The organism is Bacillus sp. 1NLA3E (genome assembly GCF_000242895.2).
In the GTDB taxonomy this organism is placed as follows: domain Bacteria; phylum Bacillota; class Bacilli; order Bacillales; family Cytobacillaceae; genus Bacillus_BU.
Genome location: NC_021171.1, coordinates 297219 through 322755, shown reverse-complemented (window position 1 = coordinate 322755; position 25537 = coordinate 297219). Strand labels below are relative to the sequence as shown.

Below are 25537 nucleotides of genomic sequence, written 5' to 3'. Positions count from 1 at the left end.
TTCACACAAACCTTTGAATCGGTACCGGAATTCTTGCGATAACACGGTTGATGATTTCTTCAGCAGATAATCCTTCAAATTTCGCCTCTGATTTTAAGATCATTCGGTGCGCGAATACAAATGGCGCTAAATATTGAACATCATCTGGGATAGCAAAGTCCCTTCCGTTCATAAATGCATATGCTTGTGCTGCTTTCATTAAAGCAATCGACCCCCTTGGACTTACGCCTAAATAAACACTGGCATGTGCCCTTGTTCGATCTGCTATAGTCACGATGTATCGCTTAATGAAATCGTCAACGTACACTTCTTTTATTTTTGACTGGAGATCCCGAAGTTCCTCTAAGCGAATCACTGGCTCCAATTCTTGAATGGGCGGATTCTTTTGCGCTCGGTTAAGCACTTCCATTTCTTCAGCAATGGCTGGGTAACCCATTTTCATTTTTAATAAAAATCGATCAAGTTGGGCTTCCGGAAGCGGATAGGTCCCTTCATATTCAATGGAATTTTGGGTGGCCATGACAAAGAAAGGTTGTTCAAGTGTATGGGTTATTCCATCTATTGTTATGCTGCTCTCTTCCATTGCTTCTAATAGGGCAGACTGAGTTTTAGGTGAAGTGCGGTTTATTTCATCTGCCAAAATGATGTTCCCCATCAGTGGGCCCGGCCGAAAATGGAAATCCATTTCTTTCGGATCATACATTGAAATCCCCGTTACATCTGAAGGAAGTAAATCAGGAGTAAACTGAATACGATTAAAGGAGGCACCGATTGACTTAGCCAATGCCCGAACCATCATCGTTTTACCGACACCTGGAACATCTTCTAATAAAACATGTCCCGCCGCTAATAAAGCGACAATACTTAACTCGGCTTCATTTCGTTTACCAATTATCACCTTCTCAATATTTTCGATAATCCTGTTAATCGTCGGATTCATTTGATCATATTCCATCCTCTTCCGCCTAACTTCCGCCTCGTATTTTCTATCTATTAAAATAATATGAAATTTTCCCACAATGCTACTATCTATATTCTCTTTAGGTGGGAAAAATCCTGTCCGTCACAAACTGGGAAAGAAGCTTTATTCTATTATTTGTGACAAATTACCTGCTAAAAATTCATAATAGTGCTAAAATTATGATACCTTTACAAATCAATAAGAAGGAGGAAGAATATTGAACAAGTACCTATTTATTACGACTAGAACAGAAAATTTCGACCCAGAGCAGATTCCTGCCCACTATGAATATCTTAATCGCTTAAAAAAAGAAAATAGATTAGAAATGTACGGTCCTTTCAGTGATGCCTCCGGTGGCGCCTATCTTATCCGTGCTGGGTCATTAGAAGAAGCGAAGAGAATAGGACATGCAGATCCAATTATAAAAACCGGTTCCTCAACGATTGTTGTGAAAGAGTGGATGACGAAATAAAGAAACTCCGACTATTGGTGTTTGAACCTATTAAGCCTGAAACTAGAAAAAAACCAAAAGAGCAAACTCCGTAACGGTTTGCTCTTTTGGTTTTTCTTTTGTGCATGATTGATTGGTTATTATTATTTACGGAGGAAGAAGTTCTCACATAATTGGCCAAATTCATCTTTTTTCTCAATTTGAGTCCAATGACCACATCTTGAAAAAATATGTAACTCCGAATTTGGAAGTAACTCTAATAATCTTAAACTCGTTTCTTTATATGGAATAACGATATCATCTCTACCATGAATCATTAATACGGGGTGATTAATTTGTTTGATTTGTTCCTCTGGTAATGCTAATTGATCAAGTTTTTCCTGTCTAGGCTCAGCAAACATGTTAGAAAATGTTTCTTGAAGTCCCGGTTCAATGCTTGCTTTATAACGCAATTCTGCCAACTCATCTGTTGCAAATTCTTGATTATAGGCAAAGATCTCTAAAAGTCTTTTCATATTCTCAATACTAGGTTGATAACCCCATACCTTATCTAAACCATACGTTATTGGAAATGATACCCCAGCAGCACCCATTAATACCATTTTTCCAACCAAATCGGGTCTTTTATTAGCAATGTGCAGTGCTAGTGCCCCACCTAGAGAGTTCCCTATAATGTGAACGCGATTTTGGCCAATTTCTTCAATAAAATTAATTAAGTGTTCAGTCCAAGTTTCAACACCATATTCAATATGATCAGGTTTCTCTGTATTACCAAACCCAACAATATCAGGTGCAAACACACGGAAATTTTCCGATAATTTCGGGATAATTAATCTCCAATTCGCCCTTGCTGTCACTCCTGGTCCTGAACCATGAATCAATAATACAGTTTCACCTTGTCCACTTTCGTGATAATGAGTTGATATACCTTTTACATTTAGATATTTAGAATTTGAATCCAACTAAATTCACCTCCGTATAATTTACTAATACTAAAGCAATAACACGATAAATACACAAAACAGTTTAAATATTCAAATAAATAACTTGTGTTTAATTATAATTCCTCAAGGTCCAAAAATCTATCAAAACAAACTTGCTGATTAATAGCCCTTTTGAACAATCTATTAGGAATAAACAAAATTAACTCGTAATTCTTAATTATGTTAAAATATATATGCATCAATTGATTGGGGGGGATTCCATGAAAAGAAATAAGTTAGTTGTTGTAGGTGTAGGCCATGTTGGCTCTTATGTTCTTGCTGATGCCATGAAGTTAGGACTTTTTGCGGAAATAGCTGTCATTGATTTAGATAAGAATGTTGCTTATGGCGAAGCTCTTGACCAAGAACATGCAACCGCTCTTACATATATGTCAAATACAACGGTCCATGCTGGAGATTATTCCGAATGTAGGAATGCAGATGTGATTATCTGCGCTGCTGGTCCCAGCGTTATAAAAAGTAATGAAGATACGATGCCTGACAGGGTACAATTAGCTGTTATCAATTCAGAGGTAATTCGTGAAGTGATGACTGGAATTACGAAATATACAAAAGATGCAATCATTATTTTCATAACAAATCCGTTAGATACTATGGTGTACATAGCAGAAAATGAATTTGGCTATCCGAAGGGACGCATATTCGGAACCGGAACGATGCTAGATTCTGCAAGACTTCGAAAAATCATTGCTACTAATTTTGACATCGATCCAAAAAGTGTAACAGGTTATATGATGGGCGAACACGGACATACAGCTTTCCCCGTATTAAGCCGCTTAAATGTGCAGGGGGTTGGTGAAAAAGAATTAGACCAAGTTTTTCAAGGAAATGAACCACTAAGTAGGGACCACATAAAAAAACAAGTTGTACAGACAGCATTTGATGTGTTAAATGGGAAAGGTTGGACGAATGCAGGTGTTGCACAAGCTGCTGTTACACTAGCAAAGGCTGTAATGCTGGATGAACGTAGTGTTTATCCGGTGTCCACAACATTACACGGACAATATGGTTACGATTGGGATGTTGCATTAAGTATGCCATGTGTCATTGGGAGAAATGGCGTAGAAAAACAAGTAGAAATTGCCCTCGACACCCAAGAACTTGAATGGCTCCATCAATCAGCGGAATATATTAGAGAAACGATGAAAGTGGCAAAGACAGGTAGAATTCATAATCTGAAATTCTAGCTTGATGTTTACAGCTTGCATTTCTATTTAGGCGAACAGGCTTTGTACTGTTCGTCTTTTTATTAAAGTCTTACCATACATCAATTTATAAGAACCTTCTATTATCTGTTTGTAATTTTCACTGATTTCTTTTTCAAGTTTTTTAAAGCTTTTCATTTTTTTCAAATTTCGCCAGGAAACCACCTTTAAATCTTCGTGGTTCATAGGATATAATAAAGGCATTTTGTTCATGTTCTTCGATTAATGTCATCAATTCATTTTCCCTGTTCCGTTTGGAGAGTATTTCTAATCGGTATCTTTTTCCATCTCTACCCATTCCTTTAAATACAGTAACCCCGAATCCTCTTTCTCTTAATAAAATAAGAAGTTCCTCATTCATATCTTGTAAAGTAATAAATACACAAGTATAGCCAATGGCTAATTTATTTTCAATACGTGTACCAATGTATAATCCTACTCCAAAACCGACAGCATAAACGACCATTTCTGCGATACTTTGATGATCTGAAAAAATTAATGAAAGACCGAAGACATAGATTAATGCTTCTAATACTCCAAACGACGATGCAGCTACACTCATATTTTTTACTAGAAAGATCGTTCGAAGTGTTAATACTGGAACATATAGTAATTGGAGTGCAAAAATTAACAGTATGTTTAACATTTAAAACACCTTCTAATAAAATAGTAAAGACTTAAATTCATCTGGAAATTTATGTGGTTTAACAAGAAAAATAGCACCGGTTTTAATTTACTCGGTGCTATTTACTTTTTACTTATACAACACGTTCTTTATAATCATTTACTCTCTCTAAGTTGTGCACTTCTTCTACAAATTTTTGATAAAGTTAGGATGGTCACAGTAACGGGCACCACCCTAGCGTTTCTCATATGCTCATTTTCAATTTTGAATTATGATATTTTTTGTTTAGATACCTGGTCATTTGTCCCTTCTGACATTATATTCTTCTTCGTTACTGATTTAATTGGTATTCCATCATCTGTATAATCATGCTTCCGGAGATCATATTCCTTTGGTTTACTTGCTACCTTTAAGAGTGACACACAAATAAGGAGCTCCAGTATTAATGCAGGTCCTCCCCCAAGGTTCGAAAGCATCTTAATTCCGTCTACACCAGATGAGGTAATCATCACCCAGGTGACAGTACCAATGACAATTCCCCAGAAAATTTTCATCCACATCGATGGTTCTGGATCATCCGGTGAGATACCCGTTGTGCTCAAGCCCCCTAGCGTAGTCGTAAACGCATCAGAACCTGTAACATACGATAGAAATAAACAGATAACGAATACAGGAATCGTAAATTCTGCGATTGGATATTTTTCTAACAAGGCATAGACGGCAAATTCAGGACCTGCTGACATTGACTCCATCAGCCCTCCACCAGAAAGCTGCATTTTGATAGCCGCTCCGCCAAATATCACCATCCAAATAATACTAAATAATGATGGAAGTATAAATTGAACGAATAACGCCTTTCTTATCGTATGTCCATAGGAAATCCGACCAAGAAACATTCCAGAAATAGGTGCCCATGCGAGCCAATTACACCAATAAAAGATCGTCCATGAGCCTGCCCATGGATCATTTGCAGCTGCACCTGTGAATGCTGCTTTTTCAAAAAAGGTATCTAGATGATTGGCAAAGGCCTCTATTCCAAGATTAAGCATAAAAGAGGTAGGTCCAAAAACAAAAACAATAACAGCAAGAAGAATGAAAATAATTAAATTAATTTCAGAGAGTTTCTTAATTCCATTAAAAAGTCCGGTAATCGAGGAGATGACGAAAGTAGCGACTACTGCTATATCCACCATTGCCCACAGAAATGCGCCTGTCTGTATTCCAGTTAAATATTTAAGGCCGCCCGCTATCGAGAGAACACCAGTACCAAGTGATGCAGCCATACCTGCAATGAGTGCATACATACAGGTTGCATCAATTATTTGCGACCATTTCCCTAGAACCTTGTCTCCAAAGATTGGAGTCAAAGTTGAAGCAAGTGTATACGGTTTTCTCATGTTATAAAATGAAAATGCAAACATGATTGATGGAACAGCATAGATTGCCAATGGTAAAAATCCCCAGTGAACAAAAAGGGTTGATAAAGAAAAAACTGCTGCTTCCGCGCTATTAGGTTGGATCTTCAATGATTGGGGTGGAGATGTCAAGTGATAGAGCGGCTCCGAAGTTGCCCAAAAAAGAATTCCTATTGCCACTATACTTGTTAGTGTTATAGAGAAATATCTGACATCATCAAGCATAGGTGCAGCTTCACGGCCACCAATTCTAACATCGCCGAACTTAGAAAACATTAAATAAATAATGACAGCAAGCATGATTAGTACACCAAGACTGAAAGCCCATGCAAAGTTTTTCATAAGCCATGAATTTGCACCATTAATCATTCTTGTAAAACCGTCTTGACTTTGAAAATTATAGACACAAGCTACAACAAAAAGTATTACTGGGGGCCAAAAAGCGATTGGTCTAATGTTTTTCATTCTTACTTTCCCCTTTCGCTTTAAATAACTTTTCTATTTCATCTTTTTGCATTTTCTATTCAGCTTCTATATTTCGTACAAAATCCCAATCTGTACTAACAGATAAGTCCCATGTAAGTGGTGTTATAGAAATGACTTTATCATAATAAATGGCATATACATCACTATTTTCTTCTGTCTTCTTTTCATCAACATCCAAAATAGATGTTAATGGATAACTGCAGCTGAAATCTCTAATTTCAGGTTTATTAAAAACTGAATAATTTAATCTGCTCTGCTTGGTTATTCTAATTTCAGTATCATATTCTGCTCCATCCGGAACATTCACATTTAAAATTTTTACTCCTTCTGGAATACCGTTTTTTAAAACTTCATAAGCTAGATCTGCCGTTATTTTTTTCGCTATATCCCAATCCATTTTTTGATAATCAATTGTATATTGTATGGCTAATGGTACCTGTCTTGACACAGCAATAGAAGGTATATCATAACTATCAGCTTCAAACGCTGCACCTAGAGTTCCACTACAAGTAAGGGAAAGGCCAAGGTTTTCTCCATAATTAATACCGCTAATACAGAGGTCGGGCTTCCTATTCGTTAATTCGAGAAGACCATATGAAACAGCCTGGGCTGGAGAGCCATGTACACCATAAGCCTTCATTTCCTTCCCATTAACGATTATGTTAACAGGATCAATAATTCCTACGCTACTGCTCTTTGGAAATGATCTTCCCATACTTGTTTGTTGAAATCTTGGCGCCACAATGAGTAAATCCCCTAAATGCTGCACTGCTTCTACTGCTGCAGCTAAACCTGGTGAATACACACCATCATCATTTGTAATCAAGATCAGTGGTCTCATGATTTCCCCCTTGGCTTATTCAAATCAAGTGAAAGGGCTTACAATATATATATATGATAAAACTAAAATGTCTTTATTCCCAAAAACACATAGTCTTGTCCATTCAATAAATGTGATTTCAAAGGTTTTGCAACGAGTAAGAACAGTGATCGTAGTAATTTACTAAACACTGCAATCACTGTTCTTGCATTAAGCAGTTTACAAAAAAACAACGATCTATTTAAAAATAGGATAAGATTTTTTCATTATTTCATCGGTGTATAATGTAATTTGTTTGTAAACCTCTTCATTCATCAAGTTATAAAATTCATGATTTTCCTTATTTGGTAAAAATGTATCTTTAACCTTTACCATTTTTTCTATTGCTTCCTCATAGCTTTCATATGCTCCTACCGCTATGGCTGTACAAATGGCTGCTCCCAGACTAGCTGAGCCGTTCACAACGTTTCTTGTCGCTGGTAGACCAAATACATCTGCAAAAATTTGCATCATTAAATCGCTGTTCGAGCCGCCACCGGAAATAATAACGTTGTCCAGTGAACCACTAACCTCAGCGCACATGGCATCTGTTTTATTTTTCATCGTTAACACAATGGCTTCTAAAATGGAGCGGTATATATGTGCACGGGTATGACGGGCATCAAATCCGATCATGACTCCTTTTTTATACGGCGCATCAGTTGGAGCGAGCCAGTCTAGCACAGTCATCAATCCGTCGCTTCCCACTGGTACATTCCATGCTTCACGATTCAATCTTTCTTCCCCAGATATTCCATCTTGCTCTGCTCTCTCTGCAAATTCCTCACCAAGCAGATCTTTGAACCAGCTGACTGTCCACATTCCCCTTCGGATACCGTTGCTTTCATATAAATAATGATTTGGGGTGGAAGCAAAGTTTGTCCAAAAATGAGTAGTCCCTTTCGGATTTTCTAAACCAGGCACCATTGCAGCGATATAGGTTCCTAGTGAAATAAGCGCTGTCTTTTCTGACAACAGCCCGGCCCCTAAAGCTTCTACCGCTTTATCGTTAGCAGTTGCTACTACGGGAATACCAGCCGGAATCCCGGTTACTTCTGCAGCTTTTTCCGTCACATATCCTAACACTGCCCCTGGCATCTGAAGATTGAACAGCATTTCGCGCGGTATCCGCAACGCCTTTATGACCTCTTCATCTTCGCTCCATTCCCACGTATCAGTATTGATCGGCCACTGCCCTTGATAATTGGCAGCTGTATCATTAAAGTTTCCCGTAAAGCGGTGAGTGAGATATCCTGATGTAGTGGTTACATATTTTACGTCTGGATTTGTATGCTCATAGGGTCTTGAAACACGAGCATCCATCCAGCTCATAACAGGCTGTGCAAGTGTTCCGTCCTCTTTTAACAAAGCACGGCAAAAGCGGATTGTACAAAGCCCTATGCCGATAATATCCTTTTTATCTCCAGGAAAACGATCCATTGCCATTCGACTTGCTTCTACAATAGAATCCCACAAATCATCGTCTGGATGTTCAACAATGCCCGGTTTTGGCAGATTCATAGGTTGTAATGCTTTTTTACCTTCACAAATTATATTTCCTTCCAAATCAAAAATAACTACCTTTGAGCTTTGTGAACCGCCGTCGACACCAATAATGTATTTTTTACTCATGAATAAACCTCCTAGCTGCAATATCCACAAATAAAAGAGGGACCCTTTAGACAGAACCCCTCTTTATTCTAGATTTCCGCGTTTAGATAAAGAATCGGATGACGCTTATTCTATGCTGATAATTCACTGTCTTTTCCTACCATTGCTTTATTCTTCTTAATTACACGACTCAATACAATAGAGAGAACAATACACAAAATTGAAGCAACTAAAGCATAAGCCCAAGTCATTTTAAATCCAACTTCTCCATATTTATCCATCCAAGAACCAACCAGCGCAAACATGAATATATCCGGTGCATAACCAATACAAGAAACGATTCCTGAAACTCGTCCACTCATGGCGACCGGAATACCCGCATCATCGTGAATAGCAAAATATTGACTTCTTACAGCATAAATGAAAAGTAAGCCAAACAAGAAATTAGCCACGACAGCTGGAAGTAAACTTGCATTAGCAGGCAGCACAATCAATAAACCAAAGCAAATAGCTAACCCCGAGCAACCTAAAACAATGACTTTAACTCTCGATTTAATTTTATCAGCTAAAAATCCACCTAAAATCCCACCAGCTCCTTGAACCAAATAACGAATACCTCCTAGGGTAGATCCAAGTGCTGCGGATAATCCAAAATATTTTACAGCATAGGTATTAAGATATCCAAGTAACCCATAAACACTATAAGCGGTAAAAACAATAGCAATTAAAATCCAAACTCTAGGAATAGTTAGCGCTTTAAACATGCCCTTTGTAACTTCAACTATGGATTGATTATTTTCATTTGTTTTAGTATCTTCAATAAAAATATAATGTAAAATTCCAAGTATAATATTCACTATTGAAACCACTTTAATAGCCATAGAAGTACCTAGAATTTCACTATTTGCTGAATAATGAACAAATGCGGCTGTCATCACAAAAACTAAAAGTGCGTTCATGACACCTCGTAGCCCTTCTTGTAGCCCGAACATTCTACCTTGCTCTTCTGATGTTCCTAACATACGAGTTGCCTTTATACAAGCTGACCAATAAGTAACTATAGTAGAAATACCCATTAATACAAAAATTAATCGAGCTACATTATAACTAGGAAACGTTGAAAACCAAAAGCCTAACAAACCTGTTGTAACAAACGAAAAAGCAAGCAATTTCCTGGCAGAAAATTTATCTGCTATAATCCCACCTATAAAATAAGAGAAAATAGCCATAGCTGAATAACCTGACGACAAAAGACCCATTTGCTTATTGCTCAAACCCATTGCTTCCTGAATTTGCGGATAAAACGTTTCTCTTATATATGGTAGCTGAAAAATGATTCCTGCCCCTGTTGCTAATAACAGCAAAGTACCATATTTTTTAATAAAGGCTCTTCTGGATTCTGTCATATTTAATCCTCCTCATTTAATCTAGAAATGATTTTCATTAGCAAATATTGTTTCCTATTATTAAACTTGGAACCATCTTTATCATGCAGCTCCTAACGAACTAAATATCCACCGTCAACCGTTAAAATATGTCCATTTACATAATCGGATGCACGGCTTGCAAGGAATACAGTTGTTCCCATTAAGTCAGCTACATCTCCCCAACGGTTTGCAGGAATATGATCAAGTACTCTCTGATTTGTTTCTGGATTGCTTCTTGTTGCTTTCGTAATATCTGTCGCGAAATAACCTGGTGCAATTCCATTAACTTGGATATTGTACTGTGCCAGTTCATCACAGTATGCCTTTGTAAAACCAGCAATTCCATGTTTTGTTGCTGCATAAGCCGGAGACCACTGTCCACCAAGGAATGAGAATAATGAGCAAATATTAATGATTTTTCCACTGCGCTGTGGAACCATCACTTGTGCTGCTTCATAGCTTAACTCAAATGCTGCTGTAAGGTTAATATCAATCATTGGATCCCATTTAGAGCGATCAAAATCAAGTACTTCTGCCAATTTACAAATTCCTGCGCTGTTCACTACGATATCAACGGATCCTAATTTTTCCACACAAGTTTCAATAATTCTCTTAGGTGCGCCTTTTTCTGTTATATCAATTAGAAGAAATTCCATTTTAGATCCAGCTTCTTCTATTAACTTCTTCGTTGTTCCGTCATCTTCCATAATGCTCGGAATAAAGAGATTTGCTCCTGCTTTTGCTAGTGCAAGTGCAAACGCACGTCCAAGCCCAGAATTTCCACCTGTTACGATTGCATTTTTTCCTTTTAATGAGAAAAAGTCCATTGAGAATTCTTGAATTTCCATTATTACTTCCTCCTAAATATATATTTATTCACTACACAAGATAGAGAAGTAAATTTTAAGCGTTTTCATATTGTTACAATAAAAAATCTGATTGCGCTTATTATATGCCAATAATTCTCTGTCTTTTGCTACTATTGCTTTACTCTTCTAAATTTGGGTACAAAAAAAGCGAACACCTAAAAAAGGGTTCGCTTTTCTCTCGACTCTAGCAACACTTTAATTATAAATTCAATATGAAATTATATCAATAAAATTTATTAGTAAAATCAAAATTTTATTATATTAATATACTATTTATGATGATTCATACCTAATCAAATAACCTATTAGATTTCCAAATAGTCTTTATTGAACTGATCTTGTTACGATTAAATATTGTCCCAGACATCCAGATTAGTCGAGGAAATAGCGATTGCTCCAGCCTGAAGGGCCGTTACGACATCTTCCTTATCACAAACGAGTCCGCTGGCAATAACAGGTACATCAATGGCTTCCTGCACCCAGCCAAGTACTTTCGGCATACAGCCAGGCAATATTTCTACAATATCAGCTTTTGATACGGCATACTGCTTTGGCAGATTGCGATAAGACATGGAATCAATCAGGAAGAAGCGATGGACCGTATAAAACCCTTTTTCACGCGCTGCGCGGACAATGGAAGCCTTTGAACTGATAATGCCATCTGCCTTCGTGTTTTTTCTCATAAAATCAACAACAATTTCTTTATTTGAGGTTCCTTCGACTAAATCAATATCCACAAATGCATATTTCCCAGCGCTTTTTATTTTGTTCACAATATTAGAAATGGAACAGATATTTCCATAAAGGACAAAGACTACATTACAGCTGGAATGAAGTACTTTTTCAAGACCACCATCATCCTTAATTCCGGCAATAATTGGATTTTCATCTAGTATTTCAATAATTTTTTGGTTCATAGAAGGCCCTCCGTTAATTAAAGTAAAAACTTTTTATCTACCAAAAGTAAAACTTAATTTAGAAGATATTTTTAGATTAGCCTACTATTACCAGAAAGTACATTCTTGTAATGCTGATATTATAATAGTAAAATGTTTGAATGCGCTTTACATTTAAAAATGGAGCAATCAGAGAAAAATTAAATAACTAAGAAATCTTTGTTTTTTTCAGTTTTTCGAGTAATTCAGGGATCACTAAATACAGATCTCCTTGGATAGATAAATGCGCTTCTGTCATGATTTTTGCGTTTGGATCATTGTTTACAGCAATAATATGTTTGGCACCATGAATGCCTGCCATAAATTGAACAGAGCCGGAAACACCAAAAGCTAGCAAAACTTCTGGTCTTACCATTTTACCCGATAGCCCGATTTGCCTTGATTGCGGTAACCACCCCCTTTCTACCAGACCTCTTGTCGCTGCCAGTTTGCCGCCGAGTGTCAATGCCAATTCATCAAGCAATGCAAGGTCTTCCTTGTTTTTTACACCCCGCCCAGCAACGACAAGAACTTTTTCCGTTGTTATATCCTTTTCGACTGCTATTCGTTCCGTCTGTATGACTTTGATTTGTTCGGCAAACACCTTGGCTTCACGAGGTAAGCCTCGTACTTCCCATTCCGGCAAATACCCTTCCTGCCGGACAGCAGATGCCATCATGTTGTATCGTACAGTCGCAAATTGCGGACGGGAATGAGGGGTCACAATTTGTGCCATGACATTTCCGCCAAAAGCAGGACGGATTTGAATAAGGTCTGTATTTTTCTCCAGCTCCAATTGGGTACAGTCCGCCGTTAAACCGGTGCGAAACTTGGTGGCTGCAATCGGAGCGATTGCTTTGCCGATTGGGGTTGCACCGATAAGAACAACAGCTGGATTTAACAAATTGATACTATCAACCAGTGCGCCTGCATAACAGTTGGCACGAAAATACTCTAATTCGGCTCCTTGGTAGAAAAAGACTTTTTTCAGCGGCAGACCTTCCAATTGTGGCAAAATCCTATCTTTCTCTGAACCGATTACGATACCGTAAACGTCAAAATCAGCGGATTCTGCTAATTCAGCCGCTTTTCCAATCATTTGGAGGGAAACCGGATGGACGGTTGTTTCATCCGTTTCAATAAAAACTAAAATATCATGCCATGCCGTTAAATCAACCATTTGCCAGCCCCCATTCGTTCAAGGCGGCAATCATTTTGTCTGCAGATGCTGCTGGGTCAGACTGAAATAGCTGCTTCGCTTTCGGGTACTCAATGGTATAGATTTTTTTTACCCTTGTTGGTGACCCTTTCAGACCATACAATTGTTCATTTTGAACCGGCATATCTTTTAAGGAAAGGGTAATAACAGGTTTTTTCGCTGTTGAAAGTTTCAAGCGCAGCGCAGGCATTCTCGGTGTAAAAATGTCCCGTTCAACGGCAAGAACACATGGAAACTTTACGTTTGTAAGGGCTCGTTCCTTCCCAAGAATCTGCCAAACTGAGATGGATTCATATGAAGCCTCTTCCAGCTTGTTTACATGACCCAAGTAAGGGATTTCCAGCCAAGCAGCAAGCGATGCCCCTACCTGTCCAGTATCACCGTCTGTTGTCTGCCTGCCGCATAAAATGATGTCATACGGACCCTTGACTTTTAAGGCTTGTGCCAGTGTAAAAGAGGTCGCTAAGGAATCCGCTCCCGAGAATTTCTTATCACTTATTAAATACCCTTCATCCGCTCCAAGCGCATACGCATCTACCAGGACTTGCTTGGCAGTCTCAGGTCCCATCGTAAAGACATCAACAGTGCCCGTTCGCCCCTCTTTAAGCCGCAGTGCTGTTTCAAGGGCTGTAGCATCATAAATATTCATGACCTGCTTCCTCCCATTTCGAATCAACACCCCTCGTACCGGGTCCATATTTCCATCCGAGGAAGCTGGTACTTGTTTGATACATACCGCGATTTTCATTAGCAACCTCCTTTACAACTTAGTTAAGCTTATTTCCCGGGTTCCACATACAAGCAGGGTCCAGCTGTTTTTTAACTGTTTGCCAGGCCTCGAGGGTTTCTGATGGAGTAGTCTGGAAAAATAATTCCTTTTTCAATTTGCCTACTCCATGCTCAACCGTCGTCCGTCCACCTTTTTCTGCAATTGATTGGCCCCATTGCAAAATAAGTTTTTTTCCCATTTCATTTTGCTGTCCATTCTCTGGAAGAATGTTGACATGAAGATGCCCATTTGAAATATGACCAAAAATGACTCCTTCAAGACCGGCCGCATCGAGATCTTTTCGATACATCTCAACAAGGGAGGAGACCGGTACTCCAGGCAACTCCATATCTGTTCCCAGTTTCATTATGGTTGCGTCATGCTTTCGAAGCTGTTCAATGCGGATATTAATGGATTCCGGTACAGCATGGCGAAGTGCACGGATTTTTTCCATTTCGACTTCACCTGAAACGGCCCATGAGGCATCGATATCACTGCCGGATTCTGCTGCCTTTTCCATCAGCCATTCGGCGGCCATCTCCGCTTGTTCATCGGTAGAAGCATGAATTTCCAGATAGACCATTGCAGCAAAGTCACTCGGAAAATCAGGAAGCTCACTCAGCTTGGCGGCTGATTCCTTGAAGCCTTGAATAAAATCAAGCGAAGCCTTGTCCAAATATTCCAATGCTGCAAGATGAGTTGAAATCTCTGTGCTCTCTACATCAGCAATTTCAACAAATGAAAGGGCATCTTTCTCCGTGTCGAAAAAGAAGCAGATTCCCCAAAGCTCTTCTGGTTGTTCCTGTAAATCCAGCGTGAGATTCGTGATCACGCCAAACATCCCTTCACTGCCAAGAAAAAGGTCAATGAGGTCGGCTTGTTCAGCATATCCCAATTTCGTTGGATCGACCTTAAGCATGCTGCCATCAGGTAATAGAACCTCACCTTGATTGAACAGATAACGTTCGCGTTCGATTTTCCAAATCTCCCCGTCTTTTGTAACAACACGGATGCGTTTGATATGGTCGCGCGCACTGCCATATATACGGGAACATACCCCGCGCGCATTACTTGCTGCTATACCTCCGACAGTCGCAGATAATTCTGTAGGATCAGGTGCCCACATCAGTTGTTGTATTTTCTTGAGTTTAGCTAATAATTCTTTTGCCTCGTCCCGCCAGTTTTCCGTGGCAAAGTTCCGTCTTGATAACCCGGAATGAAGATCTAATAACGAACATCCTGGCTCAACCGATAATGTAAAGATACCGTTCTGTTCACAAAGATCAGTGACTGCTTTCATTTCAATCATATTGATAATATGTCCGCCATTAGGGACTGCACCCCCGCTGATTCCTGTCTTTGCTCCTTGAACGGTTATCGGCTGTCCTGCATCCCGCATCGCTTTGACAATGTGAACAACCTTAGCTTCTGTTTTTGGAAATGAAATTGTACTTGCACTGCCCGTTAATCTTGATTCGTCATGCAAGTATTCTTCATATTTTTCATCCATTGGTCTAATTAACTGATTCATGTTCCTCACACTCCTTCCACTGTCTGCTGCTCTATAAGCGGGAATAGCGCTTTTAATACTTCTTGATAATCATCGATAATGGCAACATCGGCTATTTTATGAATCGGTGCATATTCATCCTGATTGATGGACACGATAAAGCGACTATCGCGGATGCCGACTGTAAAGGCTTGTGATCCGGAAACACCGGCTGCAATACATAGCCGTGGGGATAGCAATTTCCCGGAAGCCCCTATTAACCGGTTCATATCTGCCCAGCCATTCATGGCAACCGGTCTGCTGACACCTATTTCCAGACCAAGCTGATTGGCTGCTTTCTCCAATTCATGTAAATGTTCTTGCTTCTTTACACCTTTTCCTAACGCAAGCACTTTTTCCGCACTATCCAAAGGTGCTCCTGTTTCAGTCTGATGAAATTCATAAGATAATACATGGCTATTCCGTTCGTTTGTTACTATGGGTTCCATGATCGTTACCGTATGTTCAATCGGCGGCTTCCACACTTTCCGAATAGCTATTTTTGCAACCGAAAAACAATAAGGCTTTCGTTTCATCCGGAAGCTAGCCGTTAAATTATTGGCATATACCGGCTTGGTGACTATCAAACCTTCGCTTGAATTCTCACAAACAATGACAGACATACAGGATGTTCCGCCCGAGCGGACAGAAAACCTGACAACAAGGGAGGTCCCAAACAAATTGCTCGGAAAAATAACACAATCAGGCATTTCCTGTCGATAGACCTGCAGTAAAGCCGCTAAGATTTCTTCTTCGTCTGTCTCGTCTCTTACTTGCACTAGCTTGATGATAGGTATGACAATTTGCTGTGCCTGTTTTGGAAGCTCATCCGATTCTCTGGAAATAACCCAAGCTTGTACAGCATCATTTTGTCCATACGTTTGTTGAAAATGATTTAATTCATTAATTTCCTTTTGAAAAAGTGGTGAGCAGGCATTAAATACAAACGCAGTATTCATCATTCAAAGCCGCTCCTTTAAATAGTTATGGAATAAAATATCTGCTTTTTCGAAAGCATCCTTTCCATCAATGATTTTCGTCTTTCGCTCTTCTCTTATACGAACAAGCGAAATAAGCTCAATATCACCCAAATCCTGAATGGATGTTGGATCTAGATCAAGGTCTTCCAACGAAAGAGTAATCGCTTTCATATTCTTCGTATTCATTTTATCCTTCAGTGTCGGTACACGCAGATGTGTAATAGGTGAATCTCCAATTTGAAAAACAGCTGGCAGCTTAATCAGCTGTTTGACTGTTCCACCATCAACTTGCCGGATGACCTCAAGTACATCCTCACGGCTTGTTCGTTTCATATTTAACACCCCTGTTACACAGGGAATTCCCAAAATCTCTGCTACACGAAACGGTGTCTCCCCATTATCTCCACACCCGCTTTGTTTCCCCATGAAAATGGCCTGCTCAGTGCCGTGTTTCTTGTAGTAAGCCGCGATCAAATGCGCTACTCCTGCCGAATTAAAGCGAAGATCACCCGCATAATCAATTTGGACAACTTTGTCATATTTTAAGGCATACAATGTCTTGATAAAACTTTCAATCGAATCCCCAGCAATCGAAAGCGCTGTCAGTTTCACTGGCACATTAAATCCCTCCGATGAATCGGAGAGATTTAATGCGATTTCCAGTGCACTTTCATCAAAGCTGTTCAGTGCTTTCTTTGTATAGCTGAGGTCGATACGGGGATTTTCACCTGTCTCCCAATCGCTCTCGCCTAACATATCCAAGTCATGAACTACTTTGAAGCAAACGAGAATGTCCAAATTAGTCCTCTAAATATTCAACAGGAATGATATTTCCTGCATTCATAACATTGTTTGGATCGAAGGCTTTCTTGAGCGTTTTAAGAACATAGAAGGAAGAACCATATTCTTCTTTAATCCATGGTGCCCTTGCTTTACCAACTCCGTGGTGGTGTACCATTGTACCACCGTGGTTAAGTGCTTCTTCAACGATAATTTTATTAATTGGGTTATGGTATTTGTTAATTTCTTCTTCCACTGGACAATCCACGACATTGTAGTAGTAGACAAAGTATAGATTTGTTCCATTTAAATAGCTATGTGACGAGTGTCCACCTACCCATGTAATATCAGGTATTTCTTCAGCTACACGCTTACAGCTTGCTTCGTAAATTTCATGGATGGTATCCCAGTTGCTTGCAATTTCAGTTGTAAAGCCCATATTTTGCGTTTGAATGATTTCTTCTCTTTCCTGCGCTACCTGTTCTGGACCCCAGTTTAATTGTAAGAACCAGTCTTCGATTAATTTGCTGGCAACTTTCTGGCACTCAGAATATTTCTCTACAATCTCCTCAATTGCTGCACCAGTTGCCTCTGTAATCGATTTTGGACCTTCTGCCATGAATATAAGTACACATTTATCAGTCGCAAAGTGAGAAAAGTGACCTTGTGCATCTGCCTGATCGTAAAGACGTGCAATGGATGGTTTATATCCCGCAACCATGACTTCGCGTAAAATTTCAAAACCAGTTTTCATATTGTCTAATGTAAATCCATAGTACATATTATTTTCAGGCATATATTTGAACATTTTTACGGTTACTTCTGTGATGTAGCAAAGAGCACCTTCATTACCAATGATTACGTGGCGAATATCTGGACCAGCTGCACGGCGTGGTACATTTTTGATACGTGTGATTTCTCCGTTCGGGAAGACTGCTTCTAAACCAACAACCATGTCTTCAATTCCGCCATATAGAGTTGAGAATTGGCCAATACTTCTTACAGCAACAATTCCACCCATTTGAGCAAGAGGTTTTGATTGTGGTGAGTGTCCAGTTGTATAGCCTTTTTCGCGAAGAATATTTTCTAAGTACTCAAGCGGTACACCTGCTTGAGCCGTAACCTGCATGTTATATTCGTCAACCTTAATAATTTGATTCATATCTGATCCGTCAAGCACGATATGGTTTTCAAGGACGGACTCAAGCATCATTTCAAGCGCTGAGTTACCTGTACGAGGGATCACATTGATGCCATGTTCGTTACAATACTTAAGAACGTTTGCAATTTGCTCTGTACTTTGCGCTTTTACAACAGCTGCCGGAATCGGACGAGTGAAAACACCTGAGTATTTTTCATATTTTCTGTAACGGTCGACAGAGCTGTCTTTTAATACTTCCTCGTTTGTAATAACATATTCAGCGCCAACTAGCTCTTGCATTTTTGCTACGATTTCTTTTCTTAATCCTAATGTCATTGTCATAATATATTTCTCCTCTCAACTATCCATAATTTGTATTAATCGGTATGATTCTAATGATTGGCCAACATTAGATTTGATTTAGCGAGATGTGTTTTTATCTATTTACATCGGAACCGCTTTCATAGTTAGTTCTTGATCAGAAAGCTTTACACTTTGCCATTCGGATTTTGAGTGTTGAATCTAGATTGATTACGTCCCGCAATCCTTTTTTGAAAATTAACAACAGTAATATTATTCCGATATAACATTTAGGGCATAAAAAAAAGCGAACTCCAACTAAGGAGTCGCTTTTCTCACATCATCTCTAGCAACTGTCTTTAGTATAGAAAAGGTAAATCGAAAAGTCAATATCAATTTTGCCTAAATTTATTATAGTTTTTTGTTTGAAATCTTGATTAGAATACAAGGAGAACAACATAGGAATGCAATCATTACAGTATTTGAAAACCAATATGTTGTTCCATTGATTGAAATCCATTATTTTAATATATAAAAGTCGTGAACAAAATGTATTACAGTGACAGATTCCTTGTCCTGACACCATTTAAGGGTCACAGGACCACGTCCAACCTCTCAACCCCATCTTTGAAGCACTTTACATGAGCTCTTCTAAAAATCAAAATCCCAATAAAACAAATATGGCTTAGGGAATAAACCGTACAGGAAGAATGATTTTTCGTAAAGCATTAGATCTCCATGTAACCCAAGAAACAAAAAAAGAAGCTTCCCAAAAGTTCGCTGAACTCATGAGAAGCCTCCGTTAATTTACCTCAATGTTAGCATTTCAATCTCGCCTTACTCAAAACCCCAATCATATCAAGGGTTGAGGGGCGTTATTACATCATGCCGCCCGTAAGCTGTGAGAGTGTTATATCGTTAACGATAGGTGCAAAAAGTGCGGTAAATCAATGTTTTGGATATTACTGGTTGTAACATCTTTAACGTCGATTTACCGTTTTTTACCGAATTGCGTTAGCAAAATGTTAGCGTGTTAGTTTGTTTATACAATTAAAGTTCATACAATTTTATTATAAAGATCAAATAACACTTTGGGTAATTCTGGGTTTTTTGAAAGTTTTCCAAAATTGAAATATTCTTGGACATACTGTAAATCTTCTTTTTCACAAGCTAATACAAAACATAAATAAAAAATTGAAATTCCACTCGTGACCGATTCCCATCGTTTCTCATGCATTGACAACCACTTTTCTCCAAGAGTTTTAATAATTTCTTTTCTTGATTCTAAGGATTCCTTCAATTTTTCGATAGTATCAATTCCAAAGAAACTTAGTTGATTAATTCTTTTTGCAATATATCTTTCATCTGTATATTCAACGGTAATTGCCTTAGTTATAATCATAAAATGTTGCTCGATTTCATAAACTATTTTATCTTCCTGCAGAAATTCCTTCAATGAAATATTATCTATAAATAAATTTAAATTTTGGGATTTAATTTGTTCTTTAACTTCAATTGTATACTTTTTTATTTCTTCTTTTATTCTTATGAATTCGATATCTGCTAATTCCAATAAACCTGCTATCCTGGAGAACTTTCTTCTCATATCAACAGGAATTTCAATTGCACTCTTATATCCAATATCATGTTCAATTTCTGCCCATGCATGTTGCAAAATAGATCTTATTTGAATTTCAAAATTAATCTCATTAAACCTTGAATACTCAGGTAGGGATGCTCTTGGCTCTGTTAATTTAATAATATAATGGAGTGATGAGTACCCAAAAGAGTCGAAATTTTTATTCCTTTTATCACATGAGTTATTTTCGTCTACATGAAACTGAGTTTTAACAATATTAGCAATTGTATCAACATCATCTTCAAAATATGTTATAACTCTTAGACCCAGAGTATCAGTAATTTTATCTAAACCCGTATATTTATCTTCTTTACTATCAATTTTCTTAGATAAACTATTCCTGTCTTTTACCCTTGATTCAATACCATGAATGGTAATCCCGTTTTCCTTAATCAAGGAAAATATTAAATCTCTCAATTTTTTCTCGTATTCCAAGTATATTATTTTCTTTTGGTCATATTCATTTAAAATTACTTCTTTCAAAACTCTTCCCCCTCATCGAACTTAACCCTTTTCACTTTACCTTGGTGCGTAACAATCTTTGTCTCTCCGTGAACAGGTAGTTCAGTGAGTCTGGCCTTTAGTTACACACAACAACAGAAAAATTTCCATTTTGCACCATTATATCAATCTCTAACTTCATTATGCTATGATTATTATCTATTTTTATTAACCTTATTGGAACTCCCCAAATGCTCCTTCAATTTATTTTTATAGATTATTCATTACCTCAACTCCTTAATCAAATAAAAAGGACACCAAATGCCGGTATAATACCGTTCATTCAGTATCCTACAGCGGGTTGGTAGAATTACTATTTAATTAATTCATTCTTATATGGAATGTACAAAAAATTTTTATTTATTATCTAATAGTGTGCTGTTATCTATAATATCAATAAACTTAAATTTAGGAGAAATTGTTTTCATTTGATTGTTATAGTGATTTGTAAAATATATTTCAATAAAAGCATCTTTTCCAAAAAATAAATTATCGTTTTTTACCACTTCTTCAAACACTTTTCCCGTTACTGTAAACCATTCATCTTTTTTTAAGTACTGAAACTAAGGTTCTCTTACGGTGTGTTCCACAACTATATTAATTTTATCAATTCTGATTGTTCGGTGCTGTTGTCCCATCAAAAAATTTACTGTTGAGGATATCGAGAATAACATCGTTTATAAAAAGTATCTAGGACGGGAGGAAATAGCCGAATTCTTAGCTCCTGTACCCGCTATGGGCTTTTATATGACTTAGAAAGGTTTTACCTTCTTGTCTTCTCTGGAATACGCTCTAGCGAATTATGCGCTTTAAAATGGTCCGATATTAAACTGGACAACTAAGAATCACAAAAACTTTATTAAACCCAGATAACAATATGCGTAAATATGAGCTGTCATCTAAAAAGTCTTGAAATCCAAATTTCAATAACATAAAAAAACCACTCCCTAAATTTTTATAGGAAGTGGTTATTGCTATTGATATAAATTATTTACATGACTACTTCACAAAATGGGTGAAAAATAGCCGTAACTATTTCTCATTTTGTGTGCATGTGACGGGCTTAAAAGCCCTACATCATGCCGCCCCTAAGGTGAGAGTGTGTAATATCTTTAACGACATATGAAAAAGGTGGGGTATATCAGGGTTTTGGCAAATTACTACTGTAACATCTTTAACGAGAATTTACCGTTTTTCATTTGATTGCGTTAGCAAAATGTTAGCAATTCGGGTTTACAATCTATTTAAAATAGCTACTGAATTTGATAAATTAAAAAAAGCCAACCTCCTCAGATGGAAGAGTTGGCTTATCTTATATCTGATCTAAATTGTATAGTAACTTAATATATCACAGTAGTTGTTTAAATGTACGAACTACATTTTCTACGGTAAATCCATACTCTTCCATTAATTTTTCAGGCTTAGCAGAAGCACCAAAGTGATCAATGGTAATCTTCTTCCCTTCTGCACCAATATATTCTCTCCAACCAAATGAAGATCCCATTTCAATGGCAACACGTACAGTTAATTTTCTAGGAAGCACACTTTCTTTGTACTCTTCGAATTGTTGCTCAAAACGATCCCAGCTTGGCATGCTGACAACAGATACGGCAATACCTTCTTTTTCTAATTCATTTTGTGCTTCAATTGCTAGAGATACTTCAGATCCTGTTGCAATTAAAAGTCCTTTTGCTTCCCCATTTGCAGGAGAAATCACATAGGCACCCTTTTTCACGCCTTCGTAGATTTGTTGTTGGTCTTCATCAAAGGTAGGTAAATCTTGACGAGTTAATACCAATGCTGTTGGTTTATCTGTGCTTTCAATTGCTAAACGCCAGGCAGCCTCAGTTTCTTTAGCATCTGCAGGACGAATTACGGAAAGCCCAGGCATTGCACGTAATGCTGCTAAATGCTCTATTGGTTGGTGAGTTGGTCCGTCTTCCCCAACAGCAATACTGTCATGTGTAAATACATAAGTAACAGGTAACTTCATTAATGCTGCTAGACGAATTGCTGGACGTAAGTAGTCAGAGAATACAAAGAAGGTAGCTCCAAATACTTTAATTCCACCATGAAGCGCCATTCCGTTTAAAGCTGCACCCATTGCAAACTCACGAACGCCAAACCAGATGTTACGTGCAGCATATCCATCTAAGCAATAGTTCTTTTCAGAAGATATAAGTGTCTTATTAGAACCGGCAAGGTCTGCTGAACCACCAATTAATTGTGGAAGAGCTTCTGCTGCTGAATTTAACACTTTTCCAGATGATGCTCTTGTGGCCATCTTTTCGCCTGTTTTAAATTTTGGAAGGGCTTCATGCCAGTTTTCTGGAAGTTCTCCCTTTAATGCACTTTCTAATTGCTGTGCTAATTCTGGGTATGCATTTTTATATGCTGCAAATAATATGTTCCACGCATATTCTTTCTCTTGACCGGATTCAGCAAATTGACTAAAGTGTATATCTATTTCTTGTGGAACAAAGAATGGTTCTTCATATTCCCATTCGTAGTAAGCTTTGGTTAACTTTGTTTCCTCCTTACCAAGTGGTGCCCCATGACAAGCAGAGGAACCAGATTTATTCGGAGAACCATATCCAATAGTTGTCTTGATTTCAATTAAAGTAGGACGTTGTATATCTGCTTTTCCTTCTTGAATAGCCTTTTGGATGGCTTCGATATTATTTCCATCTTCTACACGTAATACTTGCCATCCGTATGCTTTAAAACGGTCTTGTACACTTTCAGAGAAAGATAAATTTAAGTCTCCGTCTAAAGAAATATCGTTTGAATCATACATAACAATGAGACGACCAAGCTTTAAGTGACCTGCAAGGGAAGCTGCCTCTGCAGATACCCCTTCCATTAAATCCCCATCACCACAAATGCTGAATGTATAGTGATCAATTACTTGAAAATTGTCTTTGTTATATGTTTCTGCTAGATGACGCTCTGCCATCGCCATACCCACAGCCATTGCGATACCTTGTCCAAGTGGACCAGTTGTTGCGTCGATACCTGGTGTATGACCAAACTCAGGATGCCCAGGAGTTTTGCTTCCCCATTGACGTAAATTCTTTAAATCTTCGATGCTAACATCATATTCGAATAAATGAAGTAAGCTGTATAACAACGCAGAACCATGTCCAGCAGATAAAATAAAACGGTCTCTGTTAAACCAATTTGGATTAGCAGGATTGTGATTCATTTCTTTTGCCCATAGGGTATAAGCCATTGGAGCAGCACCCATTGTGATTCCAGGGTGACCGGAATTAGCTTTTTCAATTGAATCAATAGATAAAGTTCTGATTGTGTTAATAGCTAGTTCTTCAACATTTTGTTTTGTTTTTAACGACTCCATTCTTTTTCTCCTTTTAACTATTCTTTATTTTCACACTAATCATAACAGTAAGTTTTTCGAAAAATTATATAGAAATACTTCTAGCTAAATAGTAGTCTGAAAGATTAATAGAATGCTTGTCTTTTAATGCATCCTCAAATAACATATTTACTAATCTGCCATTTTTCCAGCCAACCATTTCCCCATTTTTACCACGTATCAATAAATCAACTGCATAGGCTCCCATCCTGCTTGCCATCATACGATCATAAACTGTTGGTGATCCACCACGTTGCAAATATCCCAAAACGATGACATTAGTGTTAAGATCAAATCTCTTTTTAATCTCATTTTTTAGATCTTTACCACTGCACACACCTTCTGCTAAAACAATAATACTGTGCATTTTGCCTCGTTCTTGTCCATGTATAATTCGGTTCATCACATCTTCAATATCATTTGCGACTTCTGGTATTAGAATGGATTCTGCACCAGAGCTTATGCCTGTCCATAAGGCAATATCCCCTGCATGCCTCCCCATTACTTCTATAATACATATACGTTCATGTGAATACGCTGTATCACGTATTTTATCTATAGCTTCAATAACAGTATTAACTGTTGTATCAAAGCCTATTGTATACTCTGTCCCAGAGATATCATTGTCAATTGTTCCAGGAATACCGATAGTAGGGAAACCTTGTTTGGCTAATTTATTTGCTCCTTGGAAAGATCCGTCTCCCCCGATAACTATTAATCCATCTATACTTGCGTTTTGTAGTGATATTATTGCTTGTTTTTGTCCTTCTACTGTTTTGAACTCTTCACAGCGAGTACTTCTTAAGATTGTTCCACCCCTGTGAATAATATCCCCAACACTTCCAAGGTCCATGTTTAAAAAATCGCCTTTCATTAAACCAGAATAACCATGTTTAACTCCATATACTTCTAGTCCATTATAAATTCCTCTTCGTACTACTGCACGAATAGCTGCATTCATTCCTGGAGAATCTCCCCCACTTGTTAGAACAGCAATCTTCTTCATATTCTTCCTCCATTTTTTAAGAGAATTTTTTTCAAAAGAAGATAAATAAGGATAAAATTTACTAAGATTCTGACAAACTTTGTTGATAAATTCACAAATATTTTTAATAAGATTAAGTTTGGTTAGACCCTGCAAAGTAAAAAGGGGTACTAATCATTATTATTCTTCAGTCTCCATCTGTTTTTCCAATTTATGTTGGCATTCTGGATTAGAACATGCCCCAAAATAGGTTACGACCTTTTCTGAAACAAAAGATTCAATTTCCGTGTTACAATATTTACAAAGAATTACGCCTAATAATTCCTTTCCATTGTCCATTTTATATCCTCCTACAGATACAAAGGTTATGACTTTCCTAGTAAGGGAACGTATAGGGACTGAATGAAGTAATATTCATGTTATATAATACTTTTTACTTCGTCTAATGTA

General features: G+C 37.8%; 21 protein-coding genes and 1 pseudogene. 2 read left to right on the top strand and 20 right to left on the bottom strand.

Going from position 1 to position 25537, the window contains the following annotated elements:
• Nucleotide 1: 1 nt before the first annotated feature.
• Nucleotides 2-955, bottom strand: a complete 954-nt coding sequence (locus tag B1NLA3E_RS01775; RefSeq protein ID WP_041580222.1) for an AAA family ATPase — start codon at nucleotides 953-955, stop codon at nucleotides 2-4.
• Between the two features lie 223 nt (nucleotides 956-1178).
• Here B1NLA3E_RS01775 and B1NLA3E_RS01770 point away from each other — a divergent pair, with 223 nt between their 5' ends.
• Nucleotides 1179-1433, top strand: coding sequence for a YciI family protein (locus B1NLA3E_RS01770; RefSeq protein WP_015592148.1), 255 nt, complete (start codon nucleotides 1179-1181; stop codon nucleotides 1431-1433).
• Nucleotides 1434-1555: 122 nt separating this feature from the next.
• Here the strand turns inward: B1NLA3E_RS01770 and B1NLA3E_RS01765 are convergent, their stop codons facing one another.
• A complete protein-coding gene (locus tag B1NLA3E_RS01765; RefSeq protein ID WP_015592147.1) occupies nucleotides 1556-2374 on the bottom strand; it encodes an alpha/beta fold hydrolase in 819 nt (272 codons plus the stop codon).
• Nucleotides 2375-2616: 242 nt separating this feature from the next.
• Between B1NLA3E_RS01765 and B1NLA3E_RS01760 the strand changes: the two genes are divergently transcribed.
• Nucleotides 2617-3603 carry an L-lactate dehydrogenase gene (locus tag B1NLA3E_RS01760; RefSeq protein WP_015592146.1) on the top strand — a complete coding sequence of 329 codons (987 nt, stop codon included), beginning with the start codon at nucleotides 2617-2619 and terminating at the stop codon, nucleotides 3601-3603.
• Nucleotides 3604-3745: 142 nt separating this feature from the next.
• Here the strand turns inward: B1NLA3E_RS01760 and B1NLA3E_RS01755 are convergent, their stop codons facing one another.
• The 18 genes and pseudogenes from B1NLA3E_RS01755 to B1NLA3E_RS24590 all read right to left on the bottom strand — a co-directional run bounded on the left by B1NLA3E_RS01755 (nucleotide 3746) and on the right by B1NLA3E_RS24590 (nucleotide 25426).
• The gene (locus tag B1NLA3E_RS01755) at nucleotides 3746-4267 is read right to left on the bottom strand and encodes a DUF2179 domain-containing protein (protein ID WP_015592145.1); all 522 of its coding nucleotides are present in this window, start codon (nucleotides 4265-4267) and stop codon (nucleotides 3746-3748) included.
• Nucleotides 4268-4515: 248 nt separating this feature from the next.
• The gene (locus tag B1NLA3E_RS01750) at nucleotides 4516-6126 is read right to left on the bottom strand and encodes a BCCT family transporter (protein WP_015592144.1); all 1611 of its coding nucleotides are present in this window, start codon (nucleotides 6124-6126) and stop codon (nucleotides 4516-4518) included.
• Nucleotides 6127-6181: 55 nt separating this feature from the next.
• On the bottom strand, nucleotides 6182-6988 hold the full coding sequence (gene surE / locus B1NLA3E_RS01745; protein ID WP_041580221.1) for a 5'/3'-nucleotidase SurE: 807 nt from the start codon (nucleotides 6986-6988) through the stop codon (nucleotides 6182-6184).
• A 216-nt stretch (nucleotides 6989-7204) separates the two neighbouring features.
• Nucleotides 7205-8638, bottom strand: coding sequence for an FGGY-family carbohydrate kinase (locus tag B1NLA3E_RS01740; RefSeq protein ID WP_015592142.1), 1434 nt, complete (start codon nucleotides 8636-8638; stop codon nucleotides 7205-7207).
• 110 nt (nucleotides 8639-8748) lie between these two features.
• Nucleotides 8749-10023, bottom strand: a complete 1275-nt coding sequence (locus B1NLA3E_RS01735) for an MFS transporter (protein ID WP_015592141.1) — start codon at nucleotides 10021-10023, stop codon at nucleotides 8749-8751.
• Nucleotides 10024-10115: 92 nt separating this feature from the next.
• Complete coding sequence (locus B1NLA3E_RS01730) at nucleotides 10116-10892, bottom strand: SDR family oxidoreductase (RefSeq protein WP_015592140.1); 777 nt, start codon at nucleotides 10890-10892, stop codon at nucleotides 10116-10118.
• A gap of 368 nt (nucleotides 10893-11260) precedes the next feature.
• The gene (locus B1NLA3E_RS01725) at nucleotides 11261-11830 is read right to left on the bottom strand and encodes a glycerol-3-phosphate responsive antiterminator (RefSeq protein ID WP_015592139.1); all 570 of its coding nucleotides are present in this window, start codon (nucleotides 11828-11830) and stop codon (nucleotides 11261-11263) included.
• A gap of 187 nt (nucleotides 11831-12017) precedes the next feature.
• Entirely contained in the window at nucleotides 12018-13028 is a 1011-nt protein-coding gene (locus B1NLA3E_RS01720) for an electron transfer flavoprotein subunit alpha/FixB family protein (protein ID WP_015592138.1), read from the bottom strand.
• On the bottom strand, nucleotides 13021-13815 hold the full coding sequence (locus B1NLA3E_RS01715; protein ID WP_015592137.1) for an electron transfer flavoprotein subunit beta/FixA family protein: 795 nt from the start codon (nucleotides 13813-13815) through the stop codon (nucleotides 13021-13023). Before B1NLA3E_RS01715 ends, B1NLA3E_RS01720 begins: the two co-directional genes overlap by 8 nt.
• 19 nt (nucleotides 13816-13834) lie before the next feature.
• Nucleotides 13835-15367, bottom strand: a complete 1533-nt coding sequence (locus B1NLA3E_RS01710; protein WP_015592136.1) for an FAD-binding oxidoreductase — start codon at nucleotides 15365-15367, stop codon at nucleotides 13835-13837.
• 5 nt (nucleotides 15368-15372) lie between these two features.
• Nucleotides 15373-16347 (bottom strand): electron transfer flavoprotein subunit alpha/FixB family protein, encoded by a 975-nt coding sequence (locus B1NLA3E_RS01705; RefSeq protein WP_015592135.1) that lies wholly within the window; start codon nucleotides 16345-16347, stop codon nucleotides 15373-15375.
• Nucleotides 16348-17163 carry an electron transfer flavoprotein subunit beta/FixA family protein gene (locus tag B1NLA3E_RS01700; RefSeq protein WP_015592134.1) on the bottom strand — a complete coding sequence of 272 codons (816 nt, stop codon included), beginning with the start codon at nucleotides 17161-17163 and terminating at the stop codon, nucleotides 16348-16350.
• 1 nt (nucleotide 17164) lies between these two features.
• Nucleotides 17165-18628 carry an FAD-binding oxidoreductase gene (locus B1NLA3E_RS01695; protein ID WP_015592133.1) on the bottom strand — a complete coding sequence of 488 codons (1464 nt, stop codon included), beginning with the start codon at nucleotides 18626-18628 and terminating at the stop codon, nucleotides 17165-17167.
• Between the two features lie 1015 nt (nucleotides 18629-19643).
• Nucleotides 19644-20708, bottom strand: coding sequence for a GTP pyrophosphokinase (locus tag B1NLA3E_RS01690; RefSeq protein ID WP_015592132.1), 1065 nt, complete (start codon nucleotides 20706-20708; stop codon nucleotides 19644-19646).
• Nucleotides 20705-20868, bottom strand: a pseudogene (locus B1NLA3E_RS23485) (XtrA/YqaO family protein). The gene B1NLA3E_RS01690 and the pseudogene B1NLA3E_RS23485 overlap by 4 nt, the downstream one beginning before the upstream one ends.
• A 1206-nt stretch (nucleotides 20869-22074) precedes the next feature.
• On the bottom strand, nucleotides 22075-24084 hold the full coding sequence (gene tkt, locus B1NLA3E_RS01685; protein ID WP_015592131.1) for a transketolase: 2010 nt from the start codon (nucleotides 24082-24084) through the stop codon (nucleotides 22075-22077).
• Nucleotides 24085-24148: 64 nt separating this feature from the next.
• Nucleotides 24149-25108, bottom strand: coding sequence for a 6-phosphofructokinase (gene pfkA, locus B1NLA3E_RS01680; protein ID WP_015592130.1), 960 nt, complete (start codon nucleotides 25106-25108; stop codon nucleotides 24149-24151).
• 159 nt (nucleotides 25109-25267) lie between these two features.
• Nucleotides 25268-25426 carry a GapA-binding peptide SR1P gene (locus B1NLA3E_RS24590; RefSeq protein WP_144061413.1) on the bottom strand — a complete coding sequence of 53 codons (159 nt, stop codon included), beginning with the start codon at nucleotides 25424-25426 and terminating at the stop codon, nucleotides 25268-25270.
• Nucleotides 25427-25537 lie beyond the last annotated feature (111 nt).